Source organism: Streptomyces sp. RKND-216 (genome assembly GCF_004795255.1).
Lineage (GTDB): Bacteria > Actinomycetota > Actinomycetes > Streptomycetales > Streptomycetaceae > Streptomyces > Streptomyces hazeniae.
Window position 1 is genome coordinate 4,578,216 of record NZ_SSBQ01000002.1, and the last position, 24,467, is coordinate 4,602,682.

The 24,467-nt window shown below is 74.7% G+C and carries 26 protein-coding genes, 1 other RNA gene and 1 pseudogene; 14 read left to right on the forward strand and 14 right to left on the reverse strand.

Annotated features, from left to right (window positions below; all coding sequences use genetic code 11):
* Window positions 1-98: 98 nt before the first annotated feature.
* A complete protein-coding gene (locus E4198_RS19975; RefSeq protein WP_136184363.1) occupies window positions 99-743 on the forward strand; it encodes a hemerythrin domain-containing protein in 645 nt (214 codons plus the stop codon).
* A 186-nt stretch (window positions 744-929) separates the two neighbouring features.
* Here E4198_RS19975 and E4198_RS19980 read toward each other — a convergent pair whose 3' ends face one another.
* The 4 genes from E4198_RS19980 to E4198_RS19995 form a co-directional block, all read right to left on the reverse strand.
* Complete coding sequence (locus E4198_RS19980; protein ID WP_136184364.1) at window positions 930-1,226, reverse strand: hypothetical protein; 297 nt, start codon at window positions 1,224-1,226, stop codon at window positions 930-932.
* A 152-nt stretch (window positions 1,227-1,378) separates the two neighbouring features.
* Window positions 1,379-2,311: a DUF5336 domain-containing protein gene (locus E4198_RS19985; RefSeq protein ID WP_136184365.1), complete on the reverse strand. Its 933-nt coding sequence runs from the start codon at window positions 2,309-2,311 to the stop codon at window positions 1,379-1,381.
* 157 nt (window positions 2,312-2,468) lie between these two features.
* The gene (locus tag E4198_RS19990; RefSeq protein ID WP_136184366.1) at window positions 2,469-3,314 is read right to left on the reverse strand and encodes an N-acetylmuramoyl-L-alanine amidase; all 846 of its coding nucleotides are present in this window, start codon (window positions 3,312-3,314) and stop codon (window positions 2,469-2,471) included.
* 35 nt (window positions 3,315-3,349) lie between these two features.
* Window positions 3,350-4,018 carry a class I SAM-dependent methyltransferase gene (locus E4198_RS19995; RefSeq protein ID WP_136184367.1) on the reverse strand — a complete coding sequence of 223 codons (669 nt, stop codon included), beginning with the start codon at window positions 4,016-4,018 and terminating at the stop codon, window positions 3,350-3,352.
* A 157-nt stretch (window positions 4,019-4,175) separates the two neighbouring features.
* On the opposite strand from E4198_RS19995, the gene E4198_RS20000 reads away from it, so the two are divergent.
* The 5 genes from E4198_RS20000 (at window position 4,176) to E4198_RS20020 (ending at window position 9,007) form a co-directional block, all read left to right on the forward strand.
* The gene (locus E4198_RS20000; protein ID WP_247597962.1) at window positions 4,176-4,625 is read left to right on the forward strand and encodes an NUDIX domain-containing protein; all 450 of its coding nucleotides are present in this window, start codon (window positions 4,176-4,178) and stop codon (window positions 4,623-4,625) included.
* Between the two features lie 93 nt (window positions 4,626-4,718).
* Complete coding sequence (locus tag E4198_RS20005; protein WP_136184368.1) at window positions 4,719-5,567, forward strand: DUF1206 domain-containing protein; 849 nt, start codon at window positions 4,719-4,721, stop codon at window positions 5,565-5,567.
* 98 nt (window positions 5,568-5,665) lie between these two features.
* On the forward strand, window positions 5,666-7,228 hold the full coding sequence (locus tag E4198_RS20010) for an MFS transporter (protein WP_136184369.1): 1,563 nt from the start codon (window positions 5,666-5,668) through the stop codon (window positions 7,226-7,228).
* A gap of 27 nt (window positions 7,229-7,255) precedes the next feature.
* Entirely contained in the window at window positions 7,256-8,038 is a 783-nt protein-coding gene (locus tag E4198_RS20015) for an SDR family oxidoreductase (RefSeq protein ID WP_136184370.1), read from the forward strand.
* 66 nt (window positions 8,039-8,104) lie between these two features.
* Window positions 8,105-9,007 carry a MaoC/PaaZ C-terminal domain-containing protein gene (locus E4198_RS20020; protein WP_136184371.1) on the forward strand — a complete coding sequence of 301 codons (903 nt, stop codon included), beginning with the start codon at window positions 8,105-8,107 and terminating at the stop codon, window positions 9,005-9,007.
* Between the two features lie 52 nt (window positions 9,008-9,059).
* Here E4198_RS20020 and E4198_RS25050 read toward each other — a convergent pair whose 3' ends face one another.
* Both E4198_RS25050 and E4198_RS20025 read right to left on the reverse strand, forming a co-directional pair.
* Window positions 9,060-9,221: a hypothetical protein gene (locus E4198_RS25050; protein ID WP_168711478.1), complete on the reverse strand. Its 162-nt coding sequence runs from the start codon at window positions 9,219-9,221 to the stop codon at window positions 9,060-9,062.
* 186 nt (window positions 9,222-9,407) lie between these two features.
* Window positions 9,408-10,535 (reverse strand): hypothetical protein, encoded by a 1,128-nt coding sequence (locus tag E4198_RS20025; protein ID WP_136184372.1) that lies wholly within the window; start codon window positions 10,533-10,535, stop codon window positions 9,408-9,410.
* Between the two features lie 251 nt (window positions 10,536-10,786).
* Between E4198_RS20025 and E4198_RS20030 the strand changes: the two genes are divergently transcribed.
* The 4 genes from E4198_RS20030 to msrA all read left to right on the forward strand — a co-directional run bounded on the left by E4198_RS20030 (window position 10,787) and on the right by msrA (window position 14,386).
* Entirely contained in the window at window positions 10,787-11,680 is an 894-nt protein-coding gene (locus tag E4198_RS20030) for a Nif3-like dinuclear metal center hexameric protein (protein WP_210732860.1), read from the forward strand.
* A complete protein-coding gene (locus tag E4198_RS20035) occupies window positions 11,677-12,420 on the forward strand; it encodes a C4-type zinc ribbon domain-containing protein (RefSeq protein ID WP_210732948.1) in 744 nt (247 codons plus the stop codon). The genes E4198_RS20030 and E4198_RS20035 overlap by 4 nt, the downstream gene beginning before the upstream one ends.
* Complete coding sequence (locus E4198_RS20040; RefSeq protein WP_136184373.1) at window positions 12,420-13,631, forward strand: bifunctional RNase H/acid phosphatase; 1,212 nt, start codon at window positions 12,420-12,422, stop codon at window positions 13,629-13,631. Before E4198_RS20035 ends, E4198_RS20040 begins: the two co-directional genes overlap by 1 nt.
* 104 nt (window positions 13,632-13,735) lie before the next feature.
* Window positions 13,736-14,386 (forward strand): peptide-methionine (S)-S-oxide reductase MsrA, encoded by a 651-nt coding sequence (gene msrA / locus E4198_RS20045; RefSeq protein WP_136184374.1) that lies wholly within the window; start codon window positions 13,736-13,738, stop codon window positions 14,384-14,386.
* Window positions 14,387-14,396: 10 nt separating this feature from the next.
* On the opposite strand, the gene eda is transcribed toward msrA, so the two are convergent.
* From eda to yaaA, 3 genes are all read right to left on the reverse strand, one after another.
* Window positions 14,397-15,044 carry a bifunctional 4-hydroxy-2-oxoglutarate aldolase/2-dehydro-3-deoxy-phosphogluconate aldolase gene (eda, locus tag E4198_RS20050; RefSeq protein ID WP_136184375.1) on the reverse strand — a complete coding sequence of 216 codons (648 nt, stop codon included), beginning with the start codon at window positions 15,042-15,044 and terminating at the stop codon, window positions 14,397-14,399.
* 62 nt (window positions 15,045-15,106) lie between these two features.
* The gene (locus tag E4198_RS20055; protein ID WP_136184376.1) at window positions 15,107-15,547 is read right to left on the reverse strand and encodes a hypothetical protein; all 441 of its coding nucleotides are present in this window, start codon (window positions 15,545-15,547) and stop codon (window positions 15,107-15,109) included.
* 3 nt (window positions 15,548-15,550) lie between these two features.
* On the reverse strand, window positions 15,551-16,348 hold the full coding sequence (gene yaaA, locus E4198_RS20060; protein ID WP_136184377.1) for a peroxide stress protein YaaA: 798 nt from the start codon (window positions 16,346-16,348) through the stop codon (window positions 15,551-15,553).
* Window positions 16,349-16,606: 258 nt separating this feature from the next.
* Between yaaA and rnpB the strand changes: the two genes are divergently transcribed.
* Window positions 16,607-17,024, forward strand: an RNA gene (gene rnpB / locus E4198_RS20065) — RNase P RNA component class A.
* Between the two features lie 47 nt (window positions 17,025-17,071).
* On the opposite strand, the pseudogene E4198_RS20070 reads toward rnpB, so the two are convergent.
* A pseudogene (locus E4198_RS20070) lies at window positions 17,072-17,504 on the reverse strand (VOC family protein).
* Between the two features lie 155 nt (window positions 17,505-17,659).
* Between E4198_RS20070 and E4198_RS20075 the strand changes: the two are divergent.
* Window positions 17,660-18,649, forward strand: coding sequence for a DUF3048 domain-containing protein (locus E4198_RS20075; protein WP_136184378.1), 990 nt, complete (start codon window positions 17,660-17,662; stop codon window positions 18,647-18,649).
* 114 nt (window positions 18,650-18,763) lie between these two features.
* On the opposite strand, the gene E4198_RS20080 is transcribed toward E4198_RS20075, so the two are convergent.
* Window positions 18,764-19,456 carry a 1,4-alpha-glucan branching protein gene (locus E4198_RS20080; RefSeq protein WP_136184379.1) on the reverse strand — a complete coding sequence of 231 codons (693 nt, stop codon included), beginning with the start codon at window positions 19,454-19,456 and terminating at the stop codon, window positions 18,764-18,766.
* A gap of 219 nt (window positions 19,457-19,675) precedes the next feature.
* On the opposite strand from E4198_RS20080, the gene E4198_RS20085 reads away from it, so the two are divergent.
* Window positions 19,676-20,572, forward strand: coding sequence for a S1 family peptidase (locus E4198_RS20085; RefSeq protein WP_247597763.1), 897 nt, complete (start codon window positions 19,676-19,678; stop codon window positions 20,570-20,572).
* Between the two features lie 170 nt (window positions 20,573-20,742).
* Window positions 20,743-21,321 carry a putative glycolipid-binding domain-containing protein gene (locus tag E4198_RS20090; RefSeq protein WP_136184380.1) on the forward strand — a complete coding sequence of 193 codons (579 nt, stop codon included), beginning with the start codon at window positions 20,743-20,745 and terminating at the stop codon, window positions 21,319-21,321.
* Window positions 21,322-21,457: 136 nt separating this feature from the next.
* Here the strand turns inward: E4198_RS20090 and E4198_RS25055 are convergent, their stop codons facing one another.
* From E4198_RS25055 to E4198_RS20100, 3 genes are all read right to left on the reverse strand, one after another.
* On the reverse strand, window positions 21,458-21,598 hold the full coding sequence (locus E4198_RS25055) for a hypothetical protein (RefSeq protein WP_168711479.1): 141 nt from the start codon (window positions 21,596-21,598) through the stop codon (window positions 21,458-21,460).
* A 397-nt stretch (window positions 21,599-21,995) separates the two neighbouring features.
* Window positions 21,996-23,162, reverse strand: coding sequence for a lactate 2-monooxygenase (locus E4198_RS20095; protein WP_136184381.1), 1,167 nt, complete (start codon window positions 23,160-23,162; stop codon window positions 21,996-21,998).
* Window positions 23,159-24,121, reverse strand: coding sequence for a PhzF family phenazine biosynthesis isomerase (locus tag E4198_RS20100; protein ID WP_136184382.1), 963 nt, complete (start codon window positions 24,119-24,121; stop codon window positions 23,159-23,161). Before E4198_RS20100 ends, E4198_RS20095 begins: the two co-directional genes overlap by 4 nt.
* Window positions 24,122-24,467 lie beyond the last annotated feature (346 nt).

The following is a 24,467-nucleotide window of genomic DNA, read 5'->3' on the forward strand; positions in this document are numbered from 1 at the left end:
CGGGGGATTCCGGGCGAACACCTGAGGTCTGCGGGGCACGATGGGCCGTCGAGGCGCGGCCCCCGCTTCCGCGCAGATCCGGCGAACGAGGAGTGCCCATGCCGTCGCAGCCGTCCACCGCCCTGCCGCCCGCACACCTGACGATGGTGCTGGCCCACCGCGCGATGGTCCACGACCTGGACCGCATCGCCACCGTCGCCGACGAGCTGGCGCAGACGCCGGACGTCTCCCGCACCGCCGCGCTGCGGCGTTATGTCGAGCGGGTGTTCCACATCATCGCGCACCACCACGAGGGCGAGGACGCCCATCTGTGGCCGCTGCTGCGCGAGCGGGGCGGCGACCCCGAGGCGCTCGCCCTGCTCGACGCCGAGCACGAGGAGCTGGCGAAGGCGCTGCACGTCTGTCACGAGGCCGTCCACCGCCTCGACGGCGACCCGGCGACCGCTGTCGACCTGGCCGCCCGGACCCGTGAGGCGCACGAACGGCTCGCCGCGCACGCCGCCGACGAGGAGCGGGAGCTGACCGGGCGCCTCGCGCCCGTGCTGGACGCCGCCGCATGGAAGGGCTTCGCCACCCACATGCGCCGTACCGCCCCCGGCTGGACGCTGCGGTTCATGCCTGCGTGGCTGGCTGCCGTCGCCGAGCCGCACGAACGTGCCGGCATCCCGGCCCGGCCCCTGGCACGCCTCTTCGGGCCGTCCCTGGCCCGCGCCCAGCGGACGGTCTTCGCGCCCCACGGCTGAACGCCGCGGGGGCGGAAGCGGAATCGGGGGAGAGGCAGCCTCCGTCCACGAGGGCGCGGGCCCCGACCGGGCGTGCCCCGGCACCCGCCGAAGGAGACACGAAGGCGACCGCCGGGTCGCGGTGGGGGGTAGGAGGCGCGGCCCGGCGGTCGGTGTGGGGGTGCTGCCCGTGGGGGCGAGAGGGGCTCAGGCCCGGCGGAGGCGGACGGCGAGCCCGTGACCGATCAGCAGGTAGGCGGCTGCGGCGATGCCGTAGTTGACCAGCACGTTCAGCCAGTCGGTCTCGATCGGGAAGAGGTCGTAGGACCAGCCGGCTAGCCAGCGTGCGGCGTCGTGCAGGACGTCGACCAGTTCGTTCGACGGGTTGGCTTCGAGCAGATAGAGCGCGATCCAGAGGGCGATGATCCCGGCGAGGATGTCGGCGATGATCTGCAGGGCTACCCCTGCCGTGCTGGCTCCGGAACGTCTCGTCACGGTTGACATAACGAGCGGATAACCGGAATCGGCGCCGCCAAACGCACTGTTGTGCGCATGCCGACGACCGCGGCCCCTCACCCGGACGGGTGAGGGGCCGTTTCGGCAGGTCAACGGTGCTGACCGGACCGGGAATCGAGATGCTTGCGCGGCTCCCGGATTCAGCCGCGCTGGATGCCGGAGGTGTCCTGGAGGACACCGCGGCGGCCGTCCTGCGTCTGCGCGACGAGCGCCTGGCCGCGCTGCTCGACCGCCAGGTACCAGGTGCCCGGCGCCAGTTCGGCGACCGGGTTCGGCGAACCGTCCTCCGGGAACAGCGGCCGGTTCACGGGCACGGCGAACCAGAACGGCTGGAAGTCGGCAGCGGGAGCCGGGCCGGCCGGCTGCGGCTGAGCCGTCTGCTGCGCGGCCTGCGGCTGCGGCTGGCCGCCGAGCGACTGGCCCTGGCCGGGGGCCGGCAGGGGCTGGCCGGGCTGACCCGGCTGCGGGACGCCGTGCTGCTGCGGGGCGCCCGGCTGGGGCTGGCCCTGCTGGCCGGGGTAGCCGTAGCCGCCGGGCTGCGGCTGCTGACCGTACGGCGCCTGCTGGCCCGGGTAGCCGTAACCACCCGGCGGCTGCTGGCCGTACGGGCCGGCCGGCCTCGGTCCGGCGGCGGGGATCAGCGACGCCTTGAGCGCGGGAACCTGCTCGGTGAGCACCGCCGCCGCGGCGAGCACCAGCGTGGCGAGCAGAGCCAGGATGGCCCCGACGCCCATCGTCACCTGCTCCGGGCCGACGATCAGCGACCACAGCGAGCTCCACAGCGACGCGACCGCGAGGGGAACGCCCCACTGGGAGAGGGTCAGGCCGCCGAACTTGACCTGGGGCACGAACCGGCCCACGACGATCAGGGCCGCCGCCAGGATGCCGACGAGGAACAGCGTCGGCAGGACCAGCCCGAGCCGCTCCGTGTCCCAGGCGTTCGGCATCTCGACGCCGTCACAGAATTCGCCTTCGCAGTCGGCTGCGTAGAAGTCGAGGAAGGAGGCGATGAACAGCAGCAGTGCTGCTCCGATCACCGCGCCGTCGCCTCGGGTGAGCGAGCGGATGTTCAACGTGGGGTCCTTAGTCGGTCTGTGTGGTCTTCGGTGGCAGGTGACGCCTGTGCCGGGGGTGAGCCCCCATCGTACGGGCGGCACCGCGATCCGTTGCGCGCGGCCGTCCCCCGGGGGACGACGCGTCGTTCCACCGGCCCCGGAGTTCCTCACCGGGTCAGGGCTGTTCCCCGGTGAGGAACGCCGTGACGCCTTGCGCGACCCCCTGCGCGGCGCGTGCGCGCCAGGCCGCATCGGTCAGCAGCGCCGCGTCCCGCGGGTCGCGCATGTTGCCGCACTCAAGGAAGACTTTCGGCACCCTGCTGAGGTTGAGCCCGCCGAGGTCGCCGCGCTTCACCAGGCCGTCCCCGCCGCCCGCGTACGTCGACACCCGGGTGCCGGTCGCCTCGCCGAACGCCGCCACCAGTGCGCGTCCGAGGCGTTCGGACGGTTTCGCCACGCCCCTGGTGTCGGCCTTCCCCTCGTCCACCGGCCGCGGGGCGATGACGTGGAAGCCGCGGTTCCCCTCGCCGGCGCCGTCGGCGTGGACGGACACCACGGCGTCGGCGTGCGCCTCGTTGCCGATCGTGGCACGTTCGTCGATGCACGGCCCCCACGGGCGGTCGCCGTCCTGCGTCAGCCGCACGGTCGCTCCGAGACGTTCGAGTGCGGTGCGGGCGCGCCGGGAGACGTCCAGGGTGAACGCCGCCTCGGCATACCCCTGGTCGGTCGCGGTGCCGGTGGTGTCGCAGTCCTTCTTCCCGGTGCCGATGTCCACCTGCTGCGCCATCTTCTCCGGGTGCCGGTGGTTGGCGGGGTTGTGTCCGGGGTCGATCACGACGGTCCGCCCCGCGAGCGGCTTCCGCGCGGTGGCACCCGGGCTCGGGCTCCGCGCGCCGGGGCCGGGCGAGACGCCGGTCCGGCCGGGACCGGGCTCCGACGGGTCGCCTGCCCCGTCCCCGGCGTCCCGGGTGAGCCACACCAGCCCGGCCACCAGGCACAACGGCACCAGCAGCGCGAGCACCAGGAGCGGCGTACGGCGGCGGGGCGGCGGAGCCGTCACAGGCCCGGGCCCGTCCGGCGCAGGATGCGCAGCGAGCCGGTCGCCGCGACCTCCGCGAACGCACCCGATTCCCGGGCCCGGTGGTAGATCCGGTACGGCGCCTGTCCGCCGTCCGCGGGATCGGGGAACACGTCGTGGATCACCAACAGTCCGCTCTCGGCCAGGTGCGGGGCCCAGCCCTCGTAGTCGGCGGCGGCGTGCGCGTCGGTGTGACCCCCGTCCACGAAGACCAGCCCCAACCTGCCGCTCCACACCGCAGCGACCTGCGGCGAACGGCCTACCAGCGCGACGACGTGGTCCTCCAGCCCGGCGGCGTGCAGCGTGCGCCGGAACGTCGGCAGCGTGTCCATCCGCCCCACCTCGGGATCGACCAGCGACGCGTCGTGGTACTCCCAGCCGGGCTGCTGCTCCTCGCTGCCCCGGTGGTGGTCGACGGTCAGCACGGTGACCCCCGCCGCGCGCGCGGCGTCCGCGAGCAGCAGAGTGGACCGCCCGCAGTAGGTGCCCACCTCCAGCAACGGCAGCCCCATCCGTGCCGCGTCGGAGGCGGCGCCGTAAAGGGCCAGGCCCTCGTCGGCGGGCATGAAGCCCTTGGCCGCTTCGAAGGCGGCCATGACCTCCGGGCCGGGCCGGGGCGCGGTGTTCCGCGCGGCTGCGGTGTGCATGGGCCTCATGCTGCCGTACGGGACGCTCGCCCGGCACGCGGGGCCGGTGCGCGGACGCGGTGCGGCCGAAACCCGGTGCGCTCCGGCCGGTGCCCGCGAGACACTGCCCGATGTGACACAGACACCTTCCGCCCCGCTGCCGCCCGCCGTCGACTCCATGACCCTGCTGGTCGGGGCGGTGATCGTGCACGACAGGGTGCGCGACCGGGTGCTCCTGCTGCAGCGCGGTCCGCGGGCCAAGTTCGCGCGCGGTCTGTGGGACCTGCCGGTCGGCAAGGCAGACCCGGGCGAGGCCGTCACCGCCACCGCCGTCCGCGAACTCCGCGAGGAGACCGGTCTCGTCGTCGCGGCGGAGGACCTGCGGGTCGCCCACATCGTGCACGGCAGGAGCGGCGTCGAGTCCCCGAACGGCTTCCTCACCGTCGTCTTCGCCGCCGAACGCTGGACGGGCGCACCGGAGAACCGCGAGCCGCACAAGCACGCCGCGCTGCGCTGGTGGCCGGCCGGCGCGCTGCCGCGGTCGGCGGAGGCCGTCCCCAGCATGCGAACGGCGGTCACCCGTTACCTCTCCGGGGGTGTGGAGGTCTCCACGCGCGGCTGGGACTGAGCCTGCGCGCGGGCGTCGTGGACGGGCGGACCCTCGCCCGGTCGGTCGTTTCCCTGCTTCTGACCGGGGCAGACGGCGCTCGGGAGGGATGAGATGAACACATTTTCGACCGCGCGACGCAGCAGACGTTCCGCTCGGCGTTCCGCGCGGCAGGCCAAGAACAGCACCGCGATGAAGGGTGCCGCCCGCTGGGGCTTCGCCGCACGCGGCTTGATCTACCTCCTCGTTGGCGTGCTCGCCCTGCAGATCGCCTTCGGCGACTCCGGGGAGCAGGCCGACCGGGGCGGTGCTCTGCAGGCCATCGCGCAGCGGCCGTTGGGCTCCGCGGTGATCTGGGCACTGGGTATCGGGCTGGCCGGCATGGCGCTGTGGCGGCTCTCCGAGGCCGTTGTCGGGGCCACAGGAAAGGACGGCAGGAAGACGTCCAAGCGACTCCAGTCCGCGGCTCGTTTCGTGCTGTACGCGGTGATCGCCGCGTCCGTCCTCGCCTACGCGGCGGGGGACCGCAGCGGCAGCCAGTCCAGCGACAAGCAGTCCCAGGACGTCACCGCCCGCGTGATGGAGATGCCCGCCGGCCCCTGGCTCGTGGGCCTCGTCGGCGCGGGGCTGGTCGGCGCCGGACTCTGGATCGGCCTGCGGGCGGTGCAGCGCAAGTACCACGAGCACCTGAGGGTGTCCGGCATGTCGCGGCGCACCCGGAAGGTGGTCGACGTGCTCGGTGTCGTCGGAGGCGTCTGCCGGGGCGCCGTCTTCGCCGTCGCGGGCGGCTTCCTCGTCAAGGCGGCGTTCAGCTTCGACCCGGACAAGGCGAAGGGCGTCGACGACACGCTGCGCACCTTCGCCGAGACCCCGGCCGGACTGTGGCTGCTCGCCGCCGTCGCCGCCGGCCTGGTGCTCTTCGGCCTCTTCTCCTTCGCGATGGCCCGCTGGCGCAAGGTCTGAACGGGTTCGCCCGCCTGCCCCCGGGGAGGTCCTAGGACCGGGGTCCGGGGGCGGCCGGGCGGATCTCCCGATGCCGGATCCCGGACCGCAGTGCGACGATGGCACGCATGGTCCCGACCCGTTCCACCACCTCCGCCGCTGGCCGGAGCCGCCGCGCGCAGCGTCCACCGCACGTGTGGGCCGTCGTACTCGCGGCGTGCGCAGGCCAGTTCCTGGTCGTGCTGGACGTGTCCGTGGTGAACGTCGCGCTGCCGTCGATGCGCAGCGACCTGGGCATGAGTGCGACCGGCCTGCAGTGGGTGCTCAACGCCTACACCCTCACCTTCGCCGGGTTCATGCTCCTCGGCGGCCGGGCCGGCGACCTCTTCGGGCGGAAGAGGATGTTCCTCCTCGGCCTCGGGGTCTTCGTCGCCGCCAGCCTCGCTGGGGGCCTCGCCCAGGACGGCTGGCAGCTCGTCGCAGCCCGCGCGGCCCAGGGCGTCGGCGCGGCCGTTCTCGCCCCGTCGACGCTCACCATCCTCACCACCTCCTTCCCGGAGGGCCCCGCCCGCACCCGGGCGATCGGGACCTGGACGGCCGTCGGCGCGGGCGGCGGCGCGGCGGGCGGGCTGGTGGGCGGGGTGCTCACGGACGCGCTGTCCTGGCGCTGGGTGCTGCTGATCAACGTGCCGGTCGGTGCGCTCGTGCTCGTCGCGGCCGCCCTGTGGGTGACCGAGAGCAGGCTGGGCGGCCGGCGACGCCTCGACCTCCCGGGCGCCCTGCTGGTCACCGGCGGCCTGGGAGCCGTCGCGTACGGCATCGTGCAGACGGAGACGACCGGTTGGTCGTCCGGGCAGGCCCTGGGGCCGCTGTTCGGCGGGGTGGCCGTGCTCGGCGTCTTCGTCGCCGTCGAAGCCCGCACCCGCGCGCCGCTGGTGCCGCTGAAGCTCTTCCGGCTGCGTTCGGTCTCGGCCGCCAACCTGGCGATGTTCGTCAACGGGGCGGCGATGTTCTGCATGTGGTACTTCATGTCGCTGTACATGCAGAACGCGCTCGGCTACACGCCGCTCCAGGCCGGCCTGGGATTCATCCCCCAGTCGCTCAGTATCGTTCTGGGTTCCAAGCTCGCCCCCGTGCTGATGCAGCGGATCGAGGCCCGCACGCTCGCCGTGGCCGGGACGCTCACCGCCGCGTCCGGCTACCTCTGGCAGACCGGCATGCACGCCGGCGGCGACTACTTCACGACCGTGCTCGGCCCCGGGGTGCTCATGGCCCTCGGCGCCGGTCTGTCCGCCACCCCGCTGGCCGCCGTCGCCACGGCGGGTGCGGAGCCGCGCGACGCGGGTCTGGTGTCCGGACTCGTCAACACCTCGCGGACCATGGGCGGTGCGCTGGGCCTGGCGGCGCTCTCCACCGTCGCCGCCACCCGCATCCACGGCTCCGACCCGGCGAGCGAGGCGGCCGGCTACGCGCTCGCGTTCGGCACCGGCGCCTGGATACTGCTGGGAAGCGCGGTACTGATGATCACCACCCTGCCCCGTGCCGACCGCGGCCCCGGCCCGGCGCCAGCACCCGCCGAGGGTGCGCCCGGCGCCTCGTCTGCGACCGGTGCGGAAGCCGCGACCGACGCCGCGACGGGGGCCGGGGGCGGCGCCGGCGACCGTACCGTCCGGAAGTCCTGACGACGTCCCGTACCCGAGGAGCCGCACGTGCCCGTCCCACCCGAGCCGTTTCCCGCCACCGGCCGGCGGGTGCTGGTCAGCGGCGCCGCCCGCGGCCTGGGCCGCGCCCTCGCCCACGCCTTCGCCGAGCGTGGCGACCGGGTCGCCGTGCACTACGGGACGCGGCGTGCCGACGCCGAGGAGACGGTGCGCGCGCTGCCCGGCGACGGGCACGTGCTGCTCACCGCCGACCTCTCGGACCCCGAGGGCGCGCGGCGACTGGTGGCCGAGGCGGCCGGTGCACTGGGCGGCGTGGACGTCCTGGTGAACAACGCGGCGGTCAACACCCCGCACCCGCCCGCCGGGACGCCGTTCGAGGAGTGGACGGACGCCTGGCGCCGCCACACCGACGTGAACCTGCTCGGTACCGCCCACCTCTCCCACCAGGTGGCGCAGCAGATGATCGAGGCCGGGCGGGGAGGCCGCATCGTCAACATCGGTTCGCGCGGCGCCTTCCGCGGGGAACCCGACCACCCCGCCTACGCGGCCACCAAGGCTGCCGTCCACGCACTCGGGCAGTCGCTGGCCGTCGCGCTCGCTCCGCACGGCATCGCGGTGGCATCCGTAGCCCCCGGCTTCTTCGCCACCGAGCGGGTCGCGCACCGGCTCGCCGGTGCGGAGGGCGAAGCCATCCGTGCGCAGAGCCCGTACGGACGGGTGGCCGAGCCGGAGGAGATCGCATCGGCCGTGCGGTGGCTGGCATCCCCGGAGGCGGAGTGGAGTTCGGGTACCGTCCTCGACCTCAACGGCGCCTCCTACCTGCGCACCTGACCGCCCGCGCCCGGGGCCGTCGGTGTCCTGGCCCCGCCCGTCCCGCCGCCGAAGGAGCCGCCGGACATGCCGATCGACGTCACCCGCGCCCTGTCCGCAGGGCCCCGCAGCACCCGGCTGACCTGGGACCACCGGGACGTGCGCCTCTATCACCTCGGCATCGGTGCCGGGATCCCCGCCACCGAGCCCGCCGAACTCCGCTACACCCTGGAGAGCCGGCTGCACGTGCTGCCCGCCTTCGCCACCGTGGCGGGCGGGGCCATGGACTGGGCGGACGCCGTCTCCGCGCCCGGTGTGGACGTCGATCTGGCCGCCGTGCTGCACGGCGGCCAGGACCTCACGCTCCACCGCCCCCTGCCGGTGAGCGGCGACGTCGTCCGGACGTCCACGCTGACCGCCGTGCACGACAAGGGCGGCGCCGCGGTCCTCGTGGTCCAGGCCGAAGCGGCGGACGCGGAGGGCCCGTTGTGGACCAGCGAGGCGCAGGTCTTCGTCCGCGGTGAGGGAGGTTTCGGCGGTGCCCGGGGCCCGTCCGGCCGCCCGCCCGCGCCCGAAGGAGACCCGGACCGGGTGGTGGAACGCCCGCTCCGCGAGGACCAGGCACTCCTCTACCGCCTCAGCGGTGACGACAACCCGCTGCACGCCGATCCCGACTTCGCCCGCCGCGCCGGCTTCGCGCGCCCCGTCCTGCACGGCCTGTGCAGCTACGGCGTCGTCCTGAAGGCAGCCGTCGACACCGAGTGCGCGAGCGACGTGACCCGCGTGCGGCGCTGCACCGCCCGCTTCACCGGTGTCGCCTATCCGGGCGAGACGCTGCGGGTCGCCTTCCGCCGCGCGACCGCGGGCGTTCTCCGTGCGGAGGTCACCGCCGCCGAACGCGACGACGCCCCGGTGCTGGGCGCGCTCATCGAACTCCTCGGCCCGGGCGCCGGGAGCGGAGCAGCCGCGCACGCGGGGGCCGGATCCTGAGAAGTGCAGTGCCCGGGAGGGCGGTGCCCGGTGGACGAGACCCGAGAAGGCGTCAGCCTTCGCCGGGTGTGCGGCGGTGGCGGCCCGGGCCGGGCGCCTTGGGCTGAGGTTCCTCCGCCTCGGCGGCCGGACCCCGGTGTCTGCCGGGGCCCGAGGAGGTGGAGTCGGCGGCCGGTTCGGCGTGTGCGGGCTTCTCCCGTGCGACGTCGGACATGAGGTGGCGCTCCGTGCTCTGGTGTTCGCTGTCCGGGCTCGCGCCCGGCCAGCCCCGCTACCCGGTCCGCCCGTCGGTCATGCGCCCGCCAGTCGTGGCGTGCCCCGTTGGTTGCGCGATCGTCACCTGCCGTCCACCGAGCCGGGGGCGACGACCCGCCCCGCACGTCCCCGGGCCCTCTCCTGGTCATCCCCGCGCCATCGGTGCCTGTTGGAGCGGCACGGGCCGGGGCGCCGCCGGGGGAGCGGGCGGGGCGGGCGAGTGGCGGTCCGCCGCAGGGGCCCGCACCGGGACCGGCCCGGCCGTGACCGTGGCGATCCCGCACGCCGTGCCGGGGGTCGTGAAGGGCAGGCGCAGCTCTCCGTCCGCCGTCCACACCCCGCTCCCGGTGAGCCAGCCGTGCGGCGCCGCCACGTGCCGAAGCGTCCGCTGTGCGGGCCGCCACACCGCCGCCCACGTGCCGTTCGGCCCGTCCACCCGCAGTGCCACCGCGCAGCTCTCCGGGAGCAGTACCTGAGCGGGCTGCACGGCGAAGGGGGTGAGCCGCACGCCGTCGGGGCGCAGTGCCTCGGGGAACCGCACCGGCAGGCTGCTGCCCAGCACGCCCCAGCCGAGGCGTTCCTCGCCGGGTGCGTCGGACCGCAGCAGGAGCAGGCCGCTGTCCGGGTCGGCCAGCAGCAGCCGGTCGTCGCTCTCCTCTGTGATCTGGAGCAGCGGCGACACCGCGCCTGAACACCGCAGGTCGACGACGACCGTCTTGGTGCGGGCGCCGCCGGGCTCGGTGCGGTCCAGGGCGAGCAGCCGCGCCTCGCGGTCCAGCCACACCCCGCCGGAACACCGCCCGTCCACTTCGGCAACCTGCCGGGGCCCGTCCGCGCCGCCCCCCGCGACCAGCCAGACCTGTGTGCCGTCCGGTCCGGCCACCAGCCCGTACGCGAGGTGTCCGGCCGGCGTGGGCGGGAGCAGCGTGAGCCACTCGGAGTCGACGGTGCCCAGGGCGAGTTCGCCGGTGGCGGGCCCGCTGGGGTAGAGCAGGGCGAGCCGGTGCGCGCCGGTCTCGCGGCGGGCGACGAGCACGCGTCCGTCGGCGAGCGGCAGCAGCTGGGTGCCGGGCTCCTCCGGCGCCGTGCCGGGCAGGGCCACGGCGTACGGTTCCGGACCGTCCAGCGTCCAGCGCTCCGGGTACCAGCCGCCCTCCCCGCCGGGCCGCCGGGTGAGCCGCGCACCGTAGCCACCGTCGGCCGCGATCACGAAGCCGGTGTTTCCGGTCGTACCGCCGTCTCCCGCAGTCGCCTCCACGGCACAAGCAGTCATGGTTCGGTCACCTCCTGCGACGAAGCTATGCCTCGCACTTCCGGCCGAACAACGCGAGTTGAGCGCCTTCACGCATAAGGGTGGAGGTGAACCGATTCTGCTGAAACGGGGCGCCCGGTGTGCAAGCACCCGCCCCGGGGCCCGTCCCCGCGCCCACGGGCGCCGCCGCGCACGCCCCGCGCACGCCCCCGTCCAAGGCCGCCGGTATGCGGCCGGGCGAAGGCCCGGAGGTGGAAGGTAGCCTTTCCCCCGTGCCCGTACTTTCCGACGTCATCGCCGCGCTCGACGGACTGTGGCCCCGTGAGCGCGCCGAGCAGTGGGACGCCGTCGGCCCGGTCTGCGGCGACCCGGACACCGAGGTGACCCGGGTCCTCTTCGCCGTCGACCCGGTGCAGGAGATCGCCGACGAGGCCGTCGCGCTCGGCGCCGAGCTGCTCGTCACCCACCACCCCCTGTACCTGCGCGGCACGACCACCGTCGCCGCCGACACCTTCAAGGGCCGCGTCGTCCACACCCTGATCCGGAACGGCGTCGCGCTCCACGTCGCGCACACCAACGCCGACCGCGCCGACCCCGGCGTCTCCGACGCCCTCGCGGGCGCTCTCGGCCTCCGCGTACTGCGCCCCCTGGTGCCGGACCCCGAGGACCCCGCCGGACGGCGCGGCCTCGGCCGCATCTGCGAACTCGAGACGCCGCTACCACTGCGTGAGTTCGCCGCGCTGGCCGCGGCCCGGCTGCCCGCCACCGCCCAGGGCGTACGTGCCGCAGGTGACCGCGACCGCCCCGTGCGCACCGTCGCGGTGTGCGGCGGCTCCGGCGACAGCCTCTTCGAGCAGGTACGTGCCGCCGGTGTGGACGCCTACCTCACCGCCGACCTGCGCCACCACCCCGCGTCCGAGGCTCGTGAGCACTCGCCGCTCGCCCTCGTCGACGCCGCCCACTTCGCCACCGAGTGGCCCTGGTGCGAGCAGGCCGCCGCCGAGCTCGACGCCGTATCCGACCGCAACGGCTGGGGCCTGCGCACGCACGTCTCCCGCACGGTCACCGACCCCTGGACCGCCCACGCGGCGTCCTCCGCAACCGCCGCGACGGCCCCCCAGGCGGGGTTCGCCGTCGCACCGACGAACACTGGAGCCCCCAACTGAACGCCGCGCCCGCCGACCAGATCCGACTCCTCGACGTCCAGGACCTCGACACGCGCCTCGCGCAGCTCGCGCACCGGCGCCGTGCACTGCCCGAGCACGAGGAGATCCAGACCCTGGAGGCCGACCTCAGCCAGCTCCGCGACCTCCTCGTCGCCGCCCGCACCGAGGAGAGCGACACCGCCCGCGAGCAGACGAAGGCCGAGCAGGACGTCGACCAGGTGCGCCGGCGCGCCGCACGCGACCAGCAGCGCCTCGACTCCGGCATGGTCACCAACCCGAAGGACCTGGAGAGCCTGCAGAGCGAGATCGCCTCGCTCGCCAAGCGTCAGGGCGACCTCGAGGACGTCGTCCTGGAGGTCATGGAGCGCCGCGAGTCCGCGCAGGAGCGCGCCGCCGAACTCGCCGACCGCGTCGCCGCCGTCGAGGCCAAGGCGGGCGACGCCACCTCCCGCCGCGACGCCGCCGTCCAGGAGCTCGACGCCGAAACCGCGTCCGTGCGCAAGGAGCGCGAGGTCGTCGCCGGGTCCGTGCCCGCCGACCTGATGAAGCTGTACGAGAAGATCCGCGAGCAGCAGGGCGGCGTCGGCGCCGCCAAGCTCTACCAGCGGCGCTGCGAGGGATGCCGCCTGGAGCTCAACATCACCGAAATCAACGAGATGCGGGCCGCCGCCGAGGACGCCGTCGTGCGGTGCGAGAACTGCCGCCGCATCCTCGTCCGCACGCCCGAGTCCGGTCTCTGATGGCCCCCGCGCACAGCGGCCGCACGTTCGTCGTCGAGGCGGACGGCGGCTCGCGCGGCAACCCCGGCCCGGCCGGGTACGGCGCCGTGGTCCGTGACGCCGCCACCGGCGAAACGCTGCGCGAGGCGGCCGAGTTCATCGGCCGCGCCACCAACAACGTCGCCGAGTACCGCGGCCTGGTGGCCGGGCTGCGCGCGGCCCGCGAGCTGGACCCGTCGGCGGCGGTGCGCGTGCGGATGGACTCCAAGCTGGTCGTGGAGCAGATGTCCGGCCGCTGGAAGATCAAGCACGCGGACATGCGTGCCCTGGCGGGCGAGGCGCGCGGCGTCTACCCGCCCGGTGCCGTCTCCTACGAGTGGATCCCGCGCGCCGAGAACAAGCACGCCGACCGGCTCGCCAACGAGGCGATGGACGCCGGCAAGCGCGGGCAGCAGTGGTCGCCCTCCGGCTCGACCGCCGACCTCGACACCCGCGCCGACCGCGCCGCCACCGGTCCCTCAGCGGCGACCGCCCCCGCCACGGCAGCGGACCCCGCCCCCGCCACGGCCGCGCCCGCCGCCCCACCCCCCGGCTGGGGCCCGGACCTCGGCCCGCCCACCACCTTTGTGCTCCTCCGGCACGGCGAGACCGAACTGACTCCGCAGAAGCGCTTCTCGGGCTCCGGCGGCAGCGACCCCGGCCTCTCCGGCACCGGCCGACAGCAGGCCGAGGCGGCCGCCGCCGCGCTGGCCGCCCGCGGCACCGTGCAGGCCGTCGTCACCTCGCCGCTGCGCCGCTGCCGCGAGACCGCCGACGTCGTCGCCACCCGCCTCGGACGCGACGTCCGCGTCGAAGACGGCCTCCGTGAGACGGACTTCGGCGACTGGGAGGGCCTGACCTTCTCCGAGGTGCGCACCCGCCACCCGCACGACCTGGAGAAGTGGCTCGCCTCCCCGGACGCCGAACCCACCGGCGGCGGCGAAAGCTTTGCCACCGTCGCCCGGCGCGTCGCCGTGGCCCGCGACAAGCTCCTCGCCCGCTACCCGGGGAAGACGGTCCTCCTCGTCACCCACGTCACCCCGGTCAAGACCCTGGCCCGCCTGGCGCTGGGCGCACCCCCGGAGTCGCTGTTCCGCATGGAACTCGCCGCGGCCTCGCTCACCGCCGTCGCCTACTACGCCGACGGCAACTCCTCCCTCCGCCTCCTTAACGACACCTCCCACCTCCGCTGACCCGTTCGGACCCGCCGTTTCGCATCGCGCGGCGGGGGTCCGGGTATGCCGTACGGAGTGCACCACGCCCCGTCCGTCTTCCCCGTCTCACGAGGTCCCCGCCGATGTCCGACACCTTCGTCCACCGCCTGCCGACGCCCGAGGAGGCGCTGCCCGGGCGCGCCGAGCGCGCCTTCCCGCTGCCGGAGAAGCACGCCGAGCTCGGCACCCCGCTGCTCGGCCCGTACCCGGAGGGCACCGAGATCGCGGACTTCGCCCTCGGCTGCTTCTGGGGCGCCGAGCGCCGGTTCTGGCGTACGCCCGGGGTGTGGACGACCCTCGTCGGCTTCCAGGGCGGGCGCACCCCGCACCCCGTCTCCGACGAGGTCGCCTCCGGGCGCACCGGCCACGCGGAGACGGTCCGTGTCGTCTTCGACCCCCGGCGGGTGACGTACGCGCAGCTGCTCCAGGTCTTCTGGGAGGGCCACGACCCCACGCAGGGCATGCGGCAGGGCAACGACATCGGCACGCACTGCCGTTCGGCGCTCTTCGTGCACTCTCCGCAGCAGGAGGAGGCGGCGGAGGCGAGCCGGGAGGCGTATCAGCGGGCTTTGTCCGATGCCGGTCACGGCGGCATCACCACGGAGATCCTGCCCGCCGAAAACTTCCCCTTCTACCCGGGGGAGACCCGCCACCAGCAGTACCTCCACCACAACCCCCTCGGCTACTGCGGCTTCGGCGGAACCGGCGTCACCTGCCCGGCGGGCACGACCTGAACGACGTGCTTCAGCCCGGGATGTGGAGCGTGGCCGCCTCGCGGGCGAGCCGGGTGACGCGGGACCAGTCGCGGGCGGCGAGGGCGTCGTCGGGAAGCATCCAGGAGCCGCCGACGCAGGCGACGTTGGGCAGGGCCAGGTAGTCGGCCGCGGTGGACGCGGAGACGCCCCCCGTGGGGCAGAAGCGGGCGCGGGGAAGGGGCGAGGAGAGCGCCCGCAGGTACGCCGCGCCGCCCGCCGCCTCGGCGGGGAAGAACTTCATGTCGGTGACGCCCTGTTCGAGCAGGGCGAGCACCTCTGACGCCGTGGACACCCCCGGCAGGAAGGGCAGCGCGGACTCGCGCAGCGAGCGCAGCAGCAGGTCCGTGCAGCCGGGGCTGACCAGGAAGCGCGCCCCGGCGTCGACGGCGGCGCGGACGTGAGCGGGGGACAGCACGGTGCCCGCGCCCACCACCGCCTCCGGGACCTCCGCCGTGATGCGGGCGATCACCTCGGACGCGGCCCGCGTGCGGAGGGTGACCTCGATCGCGGGCAGGCCGCCCTCGACCAATGCCCGGGCCAGCGGCACCGCGTCGACGGCGTCCTCCAGGACGACGACCGGCACGACGGGGGCGAGGTCCAGCACGGGCGACAGCGCTGCGGGCGGTGTGGCGGTCATGCCGGCCATGGTCGCAGACCTGTCCCGGTGGCTCTCGTCCTCACCGCTGCGTCGGCGCTGCGTCAGCGCGGTGGCAGCACGGCGAGGGCCTGCACGCGCGACGCGGCGAAACCGCTGCCGCACCGCGGGCAGCCGCCGACCAGCCGGTGCGCGGCGAGGTGAGGGCCGAACAGTGGCAGCCCCGCCTCGGGATACAGCGCCGGGACCCGGGCGGAGCAGACCCGGCACGACAGCGTGCGCGCCTGGCCGAGGGCGACGCCCCGCAGATCCTCCGGATGCGGGACGTCCTGCGGAGGGCCCGGCCGGCGCCGCACTGCGACGTAGGCGCCCTCGCCGCCGCGGGCGAAGCGGAGCAGCGCCGGGCGGAAGCGGTCCTCCAGCGGTGCCGTGAGATCGGCGGCGGGACGCAGTACGGGCGGCACGGAGTCCCGGGCGACGACGTCCAGTTCGGCCCACCAGGGCAGGGTGAAGCGCCACGCCGGACGGTGTGCGTCTCCGGTCATGTCTCAGATCTCGGTGACGATCACGTCGAGCTGCCAGGGCCGACCCTGCCCGGACGGTGCGTCGCCCTCCACGGTGTGGCCCAGTTCCCGCAGCGTGGCGGCCAGTTCGGCAGGGGTGCGCGGCGCCGCGCCGGACTCCAGCAGGGCGCGGACGATGCGGCCCTTCGTCGCCTTGTTGAAGTGCGACACCACGGTCCGCTTCTCCCGGCCGTCCACGAGGGTGGAGTGCAGCACGCGGACGGTCGCCGTGCGCTCCGCGAGAGCCCCCTTCGGCCTCCACATCGCGGCGTAGGCGGAGGATCGCAGGTCCAGCACCAGCCCGTCCCCGGCCGCCTCCGGCAGCGCCTCGGCCAGCGGGCCGCGCCAGTGCGCGGCGAGCGGGCCCAGACCGGGAAGCTTCGCGCCGCCCGAGCAGCGGTACGCCGGAATGCGGTCCTTGACCCCGACCGCACCCCACAGGGCGGAGAAGACCAGCAGCGAACGGGAGGCGCGCCGTTTGGCCGCCGGGCTCAGCGACGCCAGGCCGAGGGCGTCGTACAGCACGCCGGTGTAGATCTCCCCGGCCGGGCGGGTGGGCGCGTTGCGCAGACCCGCGTTCTTCGCGACCTCGCCGCGCAGCCCTTCGCTGAGGCCCAGCACCTCGCGGGCCTTCTCCTCATCGCCGGAGCAGAGCTCGACCAGCTCGGCGAGCACCGCCTCCCGCGCGGCCGTCAGGCCCGGCAGCGACAGCCCGTCCAGAGCGAGGACGGCCCCCCGGTTCACGGTGGCTTTCCCCTCCGACGGCGGCAGCAGCACCAGCACGTGTCGTTCCTCCCGGCTTCCTCGCCCGTCGTCGCGTCCCGCCCGCAGCCTACGCGGCCCCGCGGCCGCCGGTGACCGTCCTCCGAGCGGCTGGGAGCTCCACACGGTCACGCTGTTCAGCGAGCCGGACGGCGGGGACTACGTCCGGGTACTCCGCTTCCCCTTCGGGAAGGCCGTGCCGCTGCCCGTGCCGTTCGGGTCCGACCTGGACACGTCGGAGTTCGGCTGATCACCCGGGTACCATGGCCGTACGGCAGACGAGTCGTGCGGGCGGTCGCGTCGGGGCCTTCGGGCTCCGCCGAGGAACGTCCGGGCTCCACAGGGCAGGGTGGTAGGTAACGCCTACCTGGGGCGACCCACGGGACAGTGCCACAGAAAGCAGACCGCCGGGGCCGCGAGGCACCCGGTAAGGGTGAAACGGTGGTGTAAGAGACCACCAGCGGCCGGGGTGACCCGGCCGGCTCGGTAAACCCCACCCGGAGCAAGGTCAAGAGGTGCCGCCTCCCACGTGGAAACGTGGACGCGGCGCTGCGCGGATGTTCGAGGGCTGCCCGCCCGAGTCCGCGGGTAGACCGCTGGAGGTCGTCGGCGACGGCGACCCTAGATGGATGACCGCCTCCGGGCGGACCGCGAGGTCCGCCCGAGACAGGACCCGGCGTACAGCACGGCTCGTCTGCCGCCCACGCCCGGAGGCCCGGACGACGCGCCGCCTCCCGGCGCCGGTCAGGTCCCGCCGAAGTCCGGCAGCACGAGCGCCCCGTCGTCTCCGAGGGCGAAATCCGGGGTTGTGGGCGATCTCCCAGACGTGCCCGTCCGGGTCGCGGAAGACCCCGGCATATCCGCCGTACGCGGTCGCCGCAGGCTGCCGGGTGACGGTGGCCCCGGCCTGTCCTGCTGCGGCGACCAGTTCGTCCACCTCGGCGCTGGAGCGGACGTTGTGCGCCACGGCGACACCGCCGAAGCGGGCGCGGTCGTCCGTGACGCCGCAGTCCTGGGCCAGCTTGTCGCGTCCCCACAGCACCAGGGCCATGCCCCCGGCCTGGAAGAAGACGGTCTCCTCGACCTCCTGGCCACGCCATCCCAGTGCCTCGTAGAAGGCCCGGGCGCGCCGCAGGTCCTCGACGCCGAGGGTGAGCAGGCTGATGCGCTGTTCCATGCGGGAGAGGGCATCACGCCGTCAGCCGGAGGACGCGAAACGACACGTGAGGATTCGGGGCGGAACGGTGCCGGACGTGTTGACGGTGGTGACGGAAGCCGGGTGATGTTGACGCTGTCCAGTCAAGCCTCCGACGGAAGGCAGGCGTCCCCCACATGCCTGGCATCACCCCGTTTCGCCGCCCCCGGTACGCCGGCCGGCTGCTCACCACCGTGCTGGCGGCCGGAGCCCTCACGTTCGGCGCGACCGCGCACTCCGCACCGGCACCCGCCGCGGACTCCGACCGCGCACGCCCCGCGGCCGCGGCCACCTCACCCTTCACCGGACTGCCGGCCGAGCCGGCGCCCGTGCTCGCCGTGAAGGTCGACAACCACCGCGGCGCCCGGCCGCACACCGGCCTGGACCGCGCGGACATCGTCGTCGTCGAACAGGTCGAGGGCGGGCTCGGCCGTCTCATCGGCCTGTACGCGAGCGACGTGCCCGACGCGGTCGGCCCGGTGCGCAGCGCTCGCGACTACAACGTCGAGCAGCTCCGCATGTTCGACCGCCCGGCCCTCGCCTACTCCGGCGCGGCGGAGGGCGTCGAAGAGGTCATCCGCAACTCGCCGCTGTACGCGCTGTCGCACGACACCTTCCCCGCCGCCTACTACCGCGATGCGGAGGGCGAGGCGCCGCACAACCTCTACGTGCGTCCCGCCGACGTCCTGGCGGAGGCGCCGGGCGCGAGCCTGAGTGACGACATCGGCCTCCGGTTCGCCGACGAGGCACCGGAGGACGGCGTGCCCACCACGACCGCCGGTGTCGAGTACCCCGCATTTCGTGCGGACTTCACCTGGTCCGCGGAGGAGGAGAGGTGGCTCGCCTCCTTCGACGGCACGCCCGCCGAGACCGCGGACGGCGGTCGCCTGGGCGGCCGCACCGTGGTGATACAGGAGGTCGAGATGCGGCCCTCGGACGTCAATCCCGCCACGCCGTACATCGAGACCGTGGGGGAGGGGAGCGCCACCGTCCTGCGCGACGGCCGGGCTTACGAGACGACGTGGCAGCGCCCCGAGGCGACGTCGGGCACTGCGTTCGTCCGCCCGGACGGCGAGCGGATGCGGTTCGACCGCGGCCAGGTGTGGATCGTCTACAAGGAGGCGTGACCCGGGCACGGATCGCGGCATGGTTCCCCGGCCCGGCCGCCGACCGGCCCCCCCGGCGGCGGCCGGCCTCGTTCACGCGGCCTCGTTCACGCGGCCTCGTTCACGTGGTGTCGTTCACGCGGTGTCGTCCTCCAACAGCAGGAACGTGCTGCGGGCTGCGGTGCCGTCCGGACGGTGCCAGGGGGCGGAGACACGGGCGCGGGTGCCGGCCGGGCCGGCGGCGGGTTCGCCGTCGGGCAGGACGCGGGCCACGGTCAGCGTGCGGCGCGGCTGCCTCTGCGCGTCCTCGGTGCCGGTGCGCAGGACCACGCCGGTGCCTTGCGGCGGACGCTCGGCGACACCCGCAGCCTCCAGCCCGGCCGGCAGACCGTGCACCGGCCCGTGCACGGTGACGGCGGGGTCCGGGGTGTCGGACTCGCTCTGAGCCTGCGGCTCGGCGCGGCCCCGGAGGAGGGCCAGCACCTGGGCGACCAGCACCGGGTCGTGGACGCCGTCGTAGATCCAGCGTCGCCCCAGCACGCCGTGCTCGGAGGTGCCCAGCAGGGCGTGCTCGGCGCCGTCGAGCGGCGCACCTCGGTAGCTCAGCGGGAGGTGGTACGCCACAGGCCGCTCACCGGACGCGTCCGTGACCACCATGAACTCGATGCCCACCTCGCCGGCCGGGTCGTCGAGCCGGAATCCGCCCGCCTTGGCGAGTTCCGGCTGCCGGCCGCTCCCGGCGCCGGCATACCAGGGGCGGCCGGGCAGCCACGCGGCGACGAGTTCGAGTTTCGTGGGCGTCATCGTGGTCCTGTGAATGACAGACATGCCTGCTGAACCCCCGGCGTGCCGAGGGTGTTCCCGGCGTACGGCGGCGGGGCAAGCCGGGGCGGGCCGGTCGGGTGGACCGGTGTGGCGCCGGGGCGTTCTCCGGCGTGTCGGGGGGACGGGGCGGTTGAACGGGGCACTTCTTCCAGCGCTTTGCCGGGGCCGCGCTCACACCCCGTGAGGGCGGACCTCAGACGCCACTCTCCTGATGGAGGAAACGTGATCAAGCGCACCCCCCACACCGCCGCATCCGGGAAGCGCCGCCTGCTGGCGCGCGGCTCCGCCCTCGCGGCGGCGGCCACGCTGGCGCTGCCGGCCGCGGCGAGCGCGGACGCCCCCACCCCGCCGACCGTCGCCGAGTTCGCCCGTGCGAGCGAGGCGATCCTGCAGGCGGACGTCGCCGGCACGGCCTGGCACGTCGACGACCGGGCCGGCACCCTGGTGGTCACCGCGGACCGCACGGTGTCCGACAAGGAGATCGCCTCGCTCAAGGACGCCGTCGGCGCGCCGATGAGCGACGCGATGCGGGTCGAGCGCACCGAGGGAGAGTTCCGGCCGTACGCCTCGGGCGGTGACGCCGTCCACTCCGGACGGGCTCGCTGCTCGCTGGGCTTCAACGTGCGGAAGGGCAGCGAGTACTACTTCCTCACCGCCGGCCACTGCACCGAGTCGGTCACGCAGTGGGAGGACGGCTCCGGAAACGTGCTCGGCCGCACGACCGGCTCCAGCTTCCCGGGCGACGACTACGGCATCGTCCGGTACGACGACTCGGCCAGTGAGCCGCCCGGCACGGCGGGCTCCCAGGAGATCGACCGGGCCGGCACGGCGACGGTCGGCCTGCAGGTCGAGCGCCGCGGCAGCACGACCGGCACGCACGGCGGCCAGGTCACCGCCCTGGACGCCACCGTCAACTACGGCAACGGCGACATCGTGCGTGGCCTGATCCGTACGACCGTGTGCGCCGAGCCGGGGGACAGCGGCGGGCCGCTGTACGACGGGACCACGGCGCTCGGCCTGACCTCGGGCGGCAGCGGCGACTGCTCCGGCGGCAGCGCGACGACCTTCTTCCAGCCGGTCAACGAACCGCTCCAGCGGTACGGCGTGGAGGTCTACTGACACGTCCGGTCCGGCCGGTCCGGTCGGTCCGCACCCGTCAGCCGACCACTCGCCCCGTCCGCCGGGGCGAGTGGTCGGCGGACGGGCGGCGCAGCCGGGTGGGCCGGATACGCTGCACGCGCGACGGCCGCCCGCCCGCCGCCCGCCCTTCCCCGACGGAGGTAGCGCGCATGACGACCCGGCGACACGTGCTGACCTGGGAGGTCCCGGCCGGCGACGCCACCGGCTGGGAGTCCGCCTGGGTGGAGACGTCCGGCAGCGCCCTGCGTGCCCACGGGCGTGCCTTCGGCCTGCGCCCCGACCCGTACTGGCTCACCTATGAGCTGGAGACCGGCCCGGAGTGGGTGACCCGTACGATGCGCGTCACCGTGGAGGCCGAACACGCGGTGCGGCGCCTGGAGTTGCTCCGGGAGGAGGACGGGGTATGGAGCGCCGACGGCGAACCGCTGACCGGGCTCGGCGAGGCGCTGGACTGCGATCTGGGGCTGTGTCCGCTGACCAACACCATGCCGGTGCTGCGCCACCGGCTGCACGAACGGCCTGGAGACCGGTCGCTGGTGATGGCCTGGGTCTCGGTGCCGGACCTGGTCGTGCGGGCGTCGCGGCAGCACTACACGCACCTGGGGGAGTGGCCGGGGCGGTCACGGGTGCGGTTCGCGTCCGGCACCTTCCGCAGCGACGTGACGTTCGACCGGGACGGCTTCGTCGTCGACTACCCGCAAGTCGCCCGCCGCGTGTCGGCTGCCTGAACGGAACGGCGAGGCCGCCGGCACACCGCCGCCCCACGGTGGCGTGGAGCGCGGCGCCCCGTCCGGCCCGGGGTCGACCACGCGAGCGGAGGCGGGCGGCGCCTCGACGGAAGCGCCGCCCGCCGCCCCGCGCCCGTCAGCGGCAGGCGCCCGGTGAGGTCCGGCAGGCCCCCGCCACCGGCCGCCCGGTCGCCTCGTCGACGACTGTGACCCGCACCGCCAGCACCGGCGTGCCGTCGACCGTGGCCCGCGCGTCCAGGGCGAACAGCACGGACACCGGCCGTGCGTCACGTGCGCCGGTGTCGTGTGCGCCGGTGTAGTGCTGGAAGCGCCAGCCGTTGTCGTCCCAGCGGCCGGCAGCCCGGACCGTACGATCCCGGAGGCCGTCTCCCAGGCCAGCGAGCGCTCCAGGAGCTCCACGGTCGCCTCCACCGGCACGTGCGCCAGCGGGCTGGAACTGCGCCGGTGCAGGACGCTCCGCAGGAGACGGACCGGGCGGTGGCCATGTGCGCAGAGGGTGCGGGTTGCGACGGCGAACCGCGAGGTGGGGGTTGCGCCGCGTGGGGCGGGCAGTGCGGTCGAGCAACGCCATGATGCCGCGCGGTACGCGGCGCCGGAAGGGGGCGCGCACACCTGGAGTCGTGCCAAGCGGCGGAGCCCCCGGAACACCCAGGTCAGCCGAAGTGCAACGCGTCCGGCCCGAGTTCGGCGAGGGAGCGGTGCCCCGACAGGCCCAGCGTCAGGTCCAGGTCCGCGAGCAGGCAGCGCAGCACGTGCCGTACGCCCTCCTCGCCGCCGTGCGCCAGCCCGTACGCGTAGGAGCGGCCCACCAAGACCGCCCGCGCGCCGAGGGCGAGCGCCTTGAGCACGTCCGCGCCGGTCCGCACACCCGAGTCGAACAGCACCTCCAGCCGGTCCCCGGCTGCGGCGGCGACGGCGGGCAGCACGTCCAGCGAGGCCACGGCGCCGTCCACCTGCCGCCCGCCGTGGTTGGACACCACCACGCCGTCCATCCCCGCGTCGGCCGCCCGCCGCGCGTCGTCCGGGTGCTGCACACCCTTGAGGACGATCGGGCCGTCCCAGTGCTCGCGGAGAAACGGCAGCCGGTCCCAGGTCTTGTCCGTGCCCGTGAACATCGGCACCCAGCGCAGCACCGCCGCGATCACGTCCTCCTCCGGCGTCGTGGCCAGCCCGGCGCGGAAGGCCGGGTCGGAGAACGGGATCGCCGTGCCCACCCCGCGGATGAACGGCAGGTACGACCGGTCCAGGTCGTTCGGGCGCCAGGCCAGCGTCCAGGTGTCGAGCGTGACGACGAGGGTGGAGTAGCCGTGCGCGCGGGCACGTTCGAGGATGCTGACGCACACGTCGTCGTCGTTCGGCCAGTAGAGCTGAAACCAGCGCGGTCCCTCGCCGCTCGCCTCGGCGACCTCCTCCAGCGTGTGCGAGGAGGCGGTGGACAGCACGATCGGCACGCCCAGCCCGGCCGCGGCGCGGGCGGTGGCGAGCTCCCCGTCCGGGTGGACGATCGACTGCACGCCCACGGGTGCGAGCAGCACCGGCGCCGGGAGCCGCTGCCCGAGCACGGTCGTGCCCAGGTCGCGTGCGGTCGCCCCGGTCAGCATCCGCGGCACCAGGCGGTGCCGGGCGAACGCCTCCCGGTTCGCCCGTGCTGTCGCGCCGGAGCCCGCCGCCCCGGCGACGTACCAGAAGGGCCCGTCCTCCAGCCGCTCCCGCGCGGAGGACTCCAGCGCGGTCAGGTCGGTGGTGAAGGGCGGCAGCCGGTCCTCGAGCCCGTGCAGGTAGATCTCGTTCTGGTAGTCGCCGAAGCGGGGTGCGCTCACGTCGGGTCTCCCTCCACGCGCCGCCCCTCCGGGGCCCGGGCGCGTCCCGGTCGGTCGATGCGGGCCGCCGCACCGGACACGTACACCCGCGCGTCGCCGTCCCGCAGGTCGACGGTGAGCACGCCCGGCCGGCCCATGTCCTCACCCTGATGGAGAGTGAGGGTACTCCCCGCCGGTACGAGACCCAGCTCCCGTGCGTAGCCGCCGAACGCCGCAGCCGCGGCCCCGGTGGCCGGGTCCTCCACCACGCCGCCGACCGGGAACGGATCGCGCACGTGGAAGGTGTACGCGTCCGCGGGGTCGCGCCACACCAGCTGGAGGGTCGTCAGGTCCAGCCGCAGCATCAGCTCCTTGAGCCGTTCGAAGTCGTAGGTGAGGGCGGCGAGTCGGCCGCGCGTCGCGGCGGCCAGGACGAGGTGGCGTGCGCCGGCGAAGGCGATGCGAGGCGGAACGACCGGATCGAGGTCCGCCTCGGCCCAGTCCAGCGCGGCGAGCGCCTCCGCGAGATCCCCTGCGGCCACCGGTTCGCTGTGCGGCTCGACGCTGCTGAGCGTCGCGCGCAGGGCGCCGCCACCGCCGCCCTCGCCACCCCGTCCGGCGACCGTCACCGGGACCGGACCGACGGGAGTGGTGAACAGCATCGCGCCCGGCCCGTGCCGCTCGGCCAGCGCGACGGCCGCCGCGACGGTGGCGTGGCCGCAGAAGGGCACCTCGGCGAGCGGGCTGAAGTACCGCACCGCGTACGCCCGCCCGGCGTCCGCAGGACCCCCGTCCGCCGGGCGGGTGGGCGGCGGGGTGAGGAACGCGGTCTCCGAGTAGCCGACCTCGGCGGCGATCGCGAGCATGTCGGCGTCGGAGAGTGCGTCCGCGTCCAGCACGACACCGGCGGGGTTGCCACCGTCCGGGCTCTCGGAGAAGGCGGTGTAGCGCAGGACCTCGGCACCCCTGATCGTCGACATGATCGTTTCAACCGCCGGATCCGGCGCCGTATTCCGGCCGGACCGCCACCTCCCTCCGGGGCTTCCCGGTGTGGAACGCGTCACGCGCGGCCACCGGCGGTGCGCCGCACGCGGGGGCGCTGCGCGCACCGGCCGCTGCGGAGGAAGCGCGCCGGTACGCAGGTCGCCGCCGCGGATCGTTGCTGTTCAGGATGGTTTCCCACGGGGCCCGTGCACCGGTTCGTCCCGGCCGGACGGCCTGTGCCGGGCGGCGGAGTGGCGGCGAGGCTCCAGCCCGACGGACGACCGGGCGCCGAAACCGGCTGGGCCACCGGGGCGATCCCTGGGAGAATGTCTTCGCCGTTGA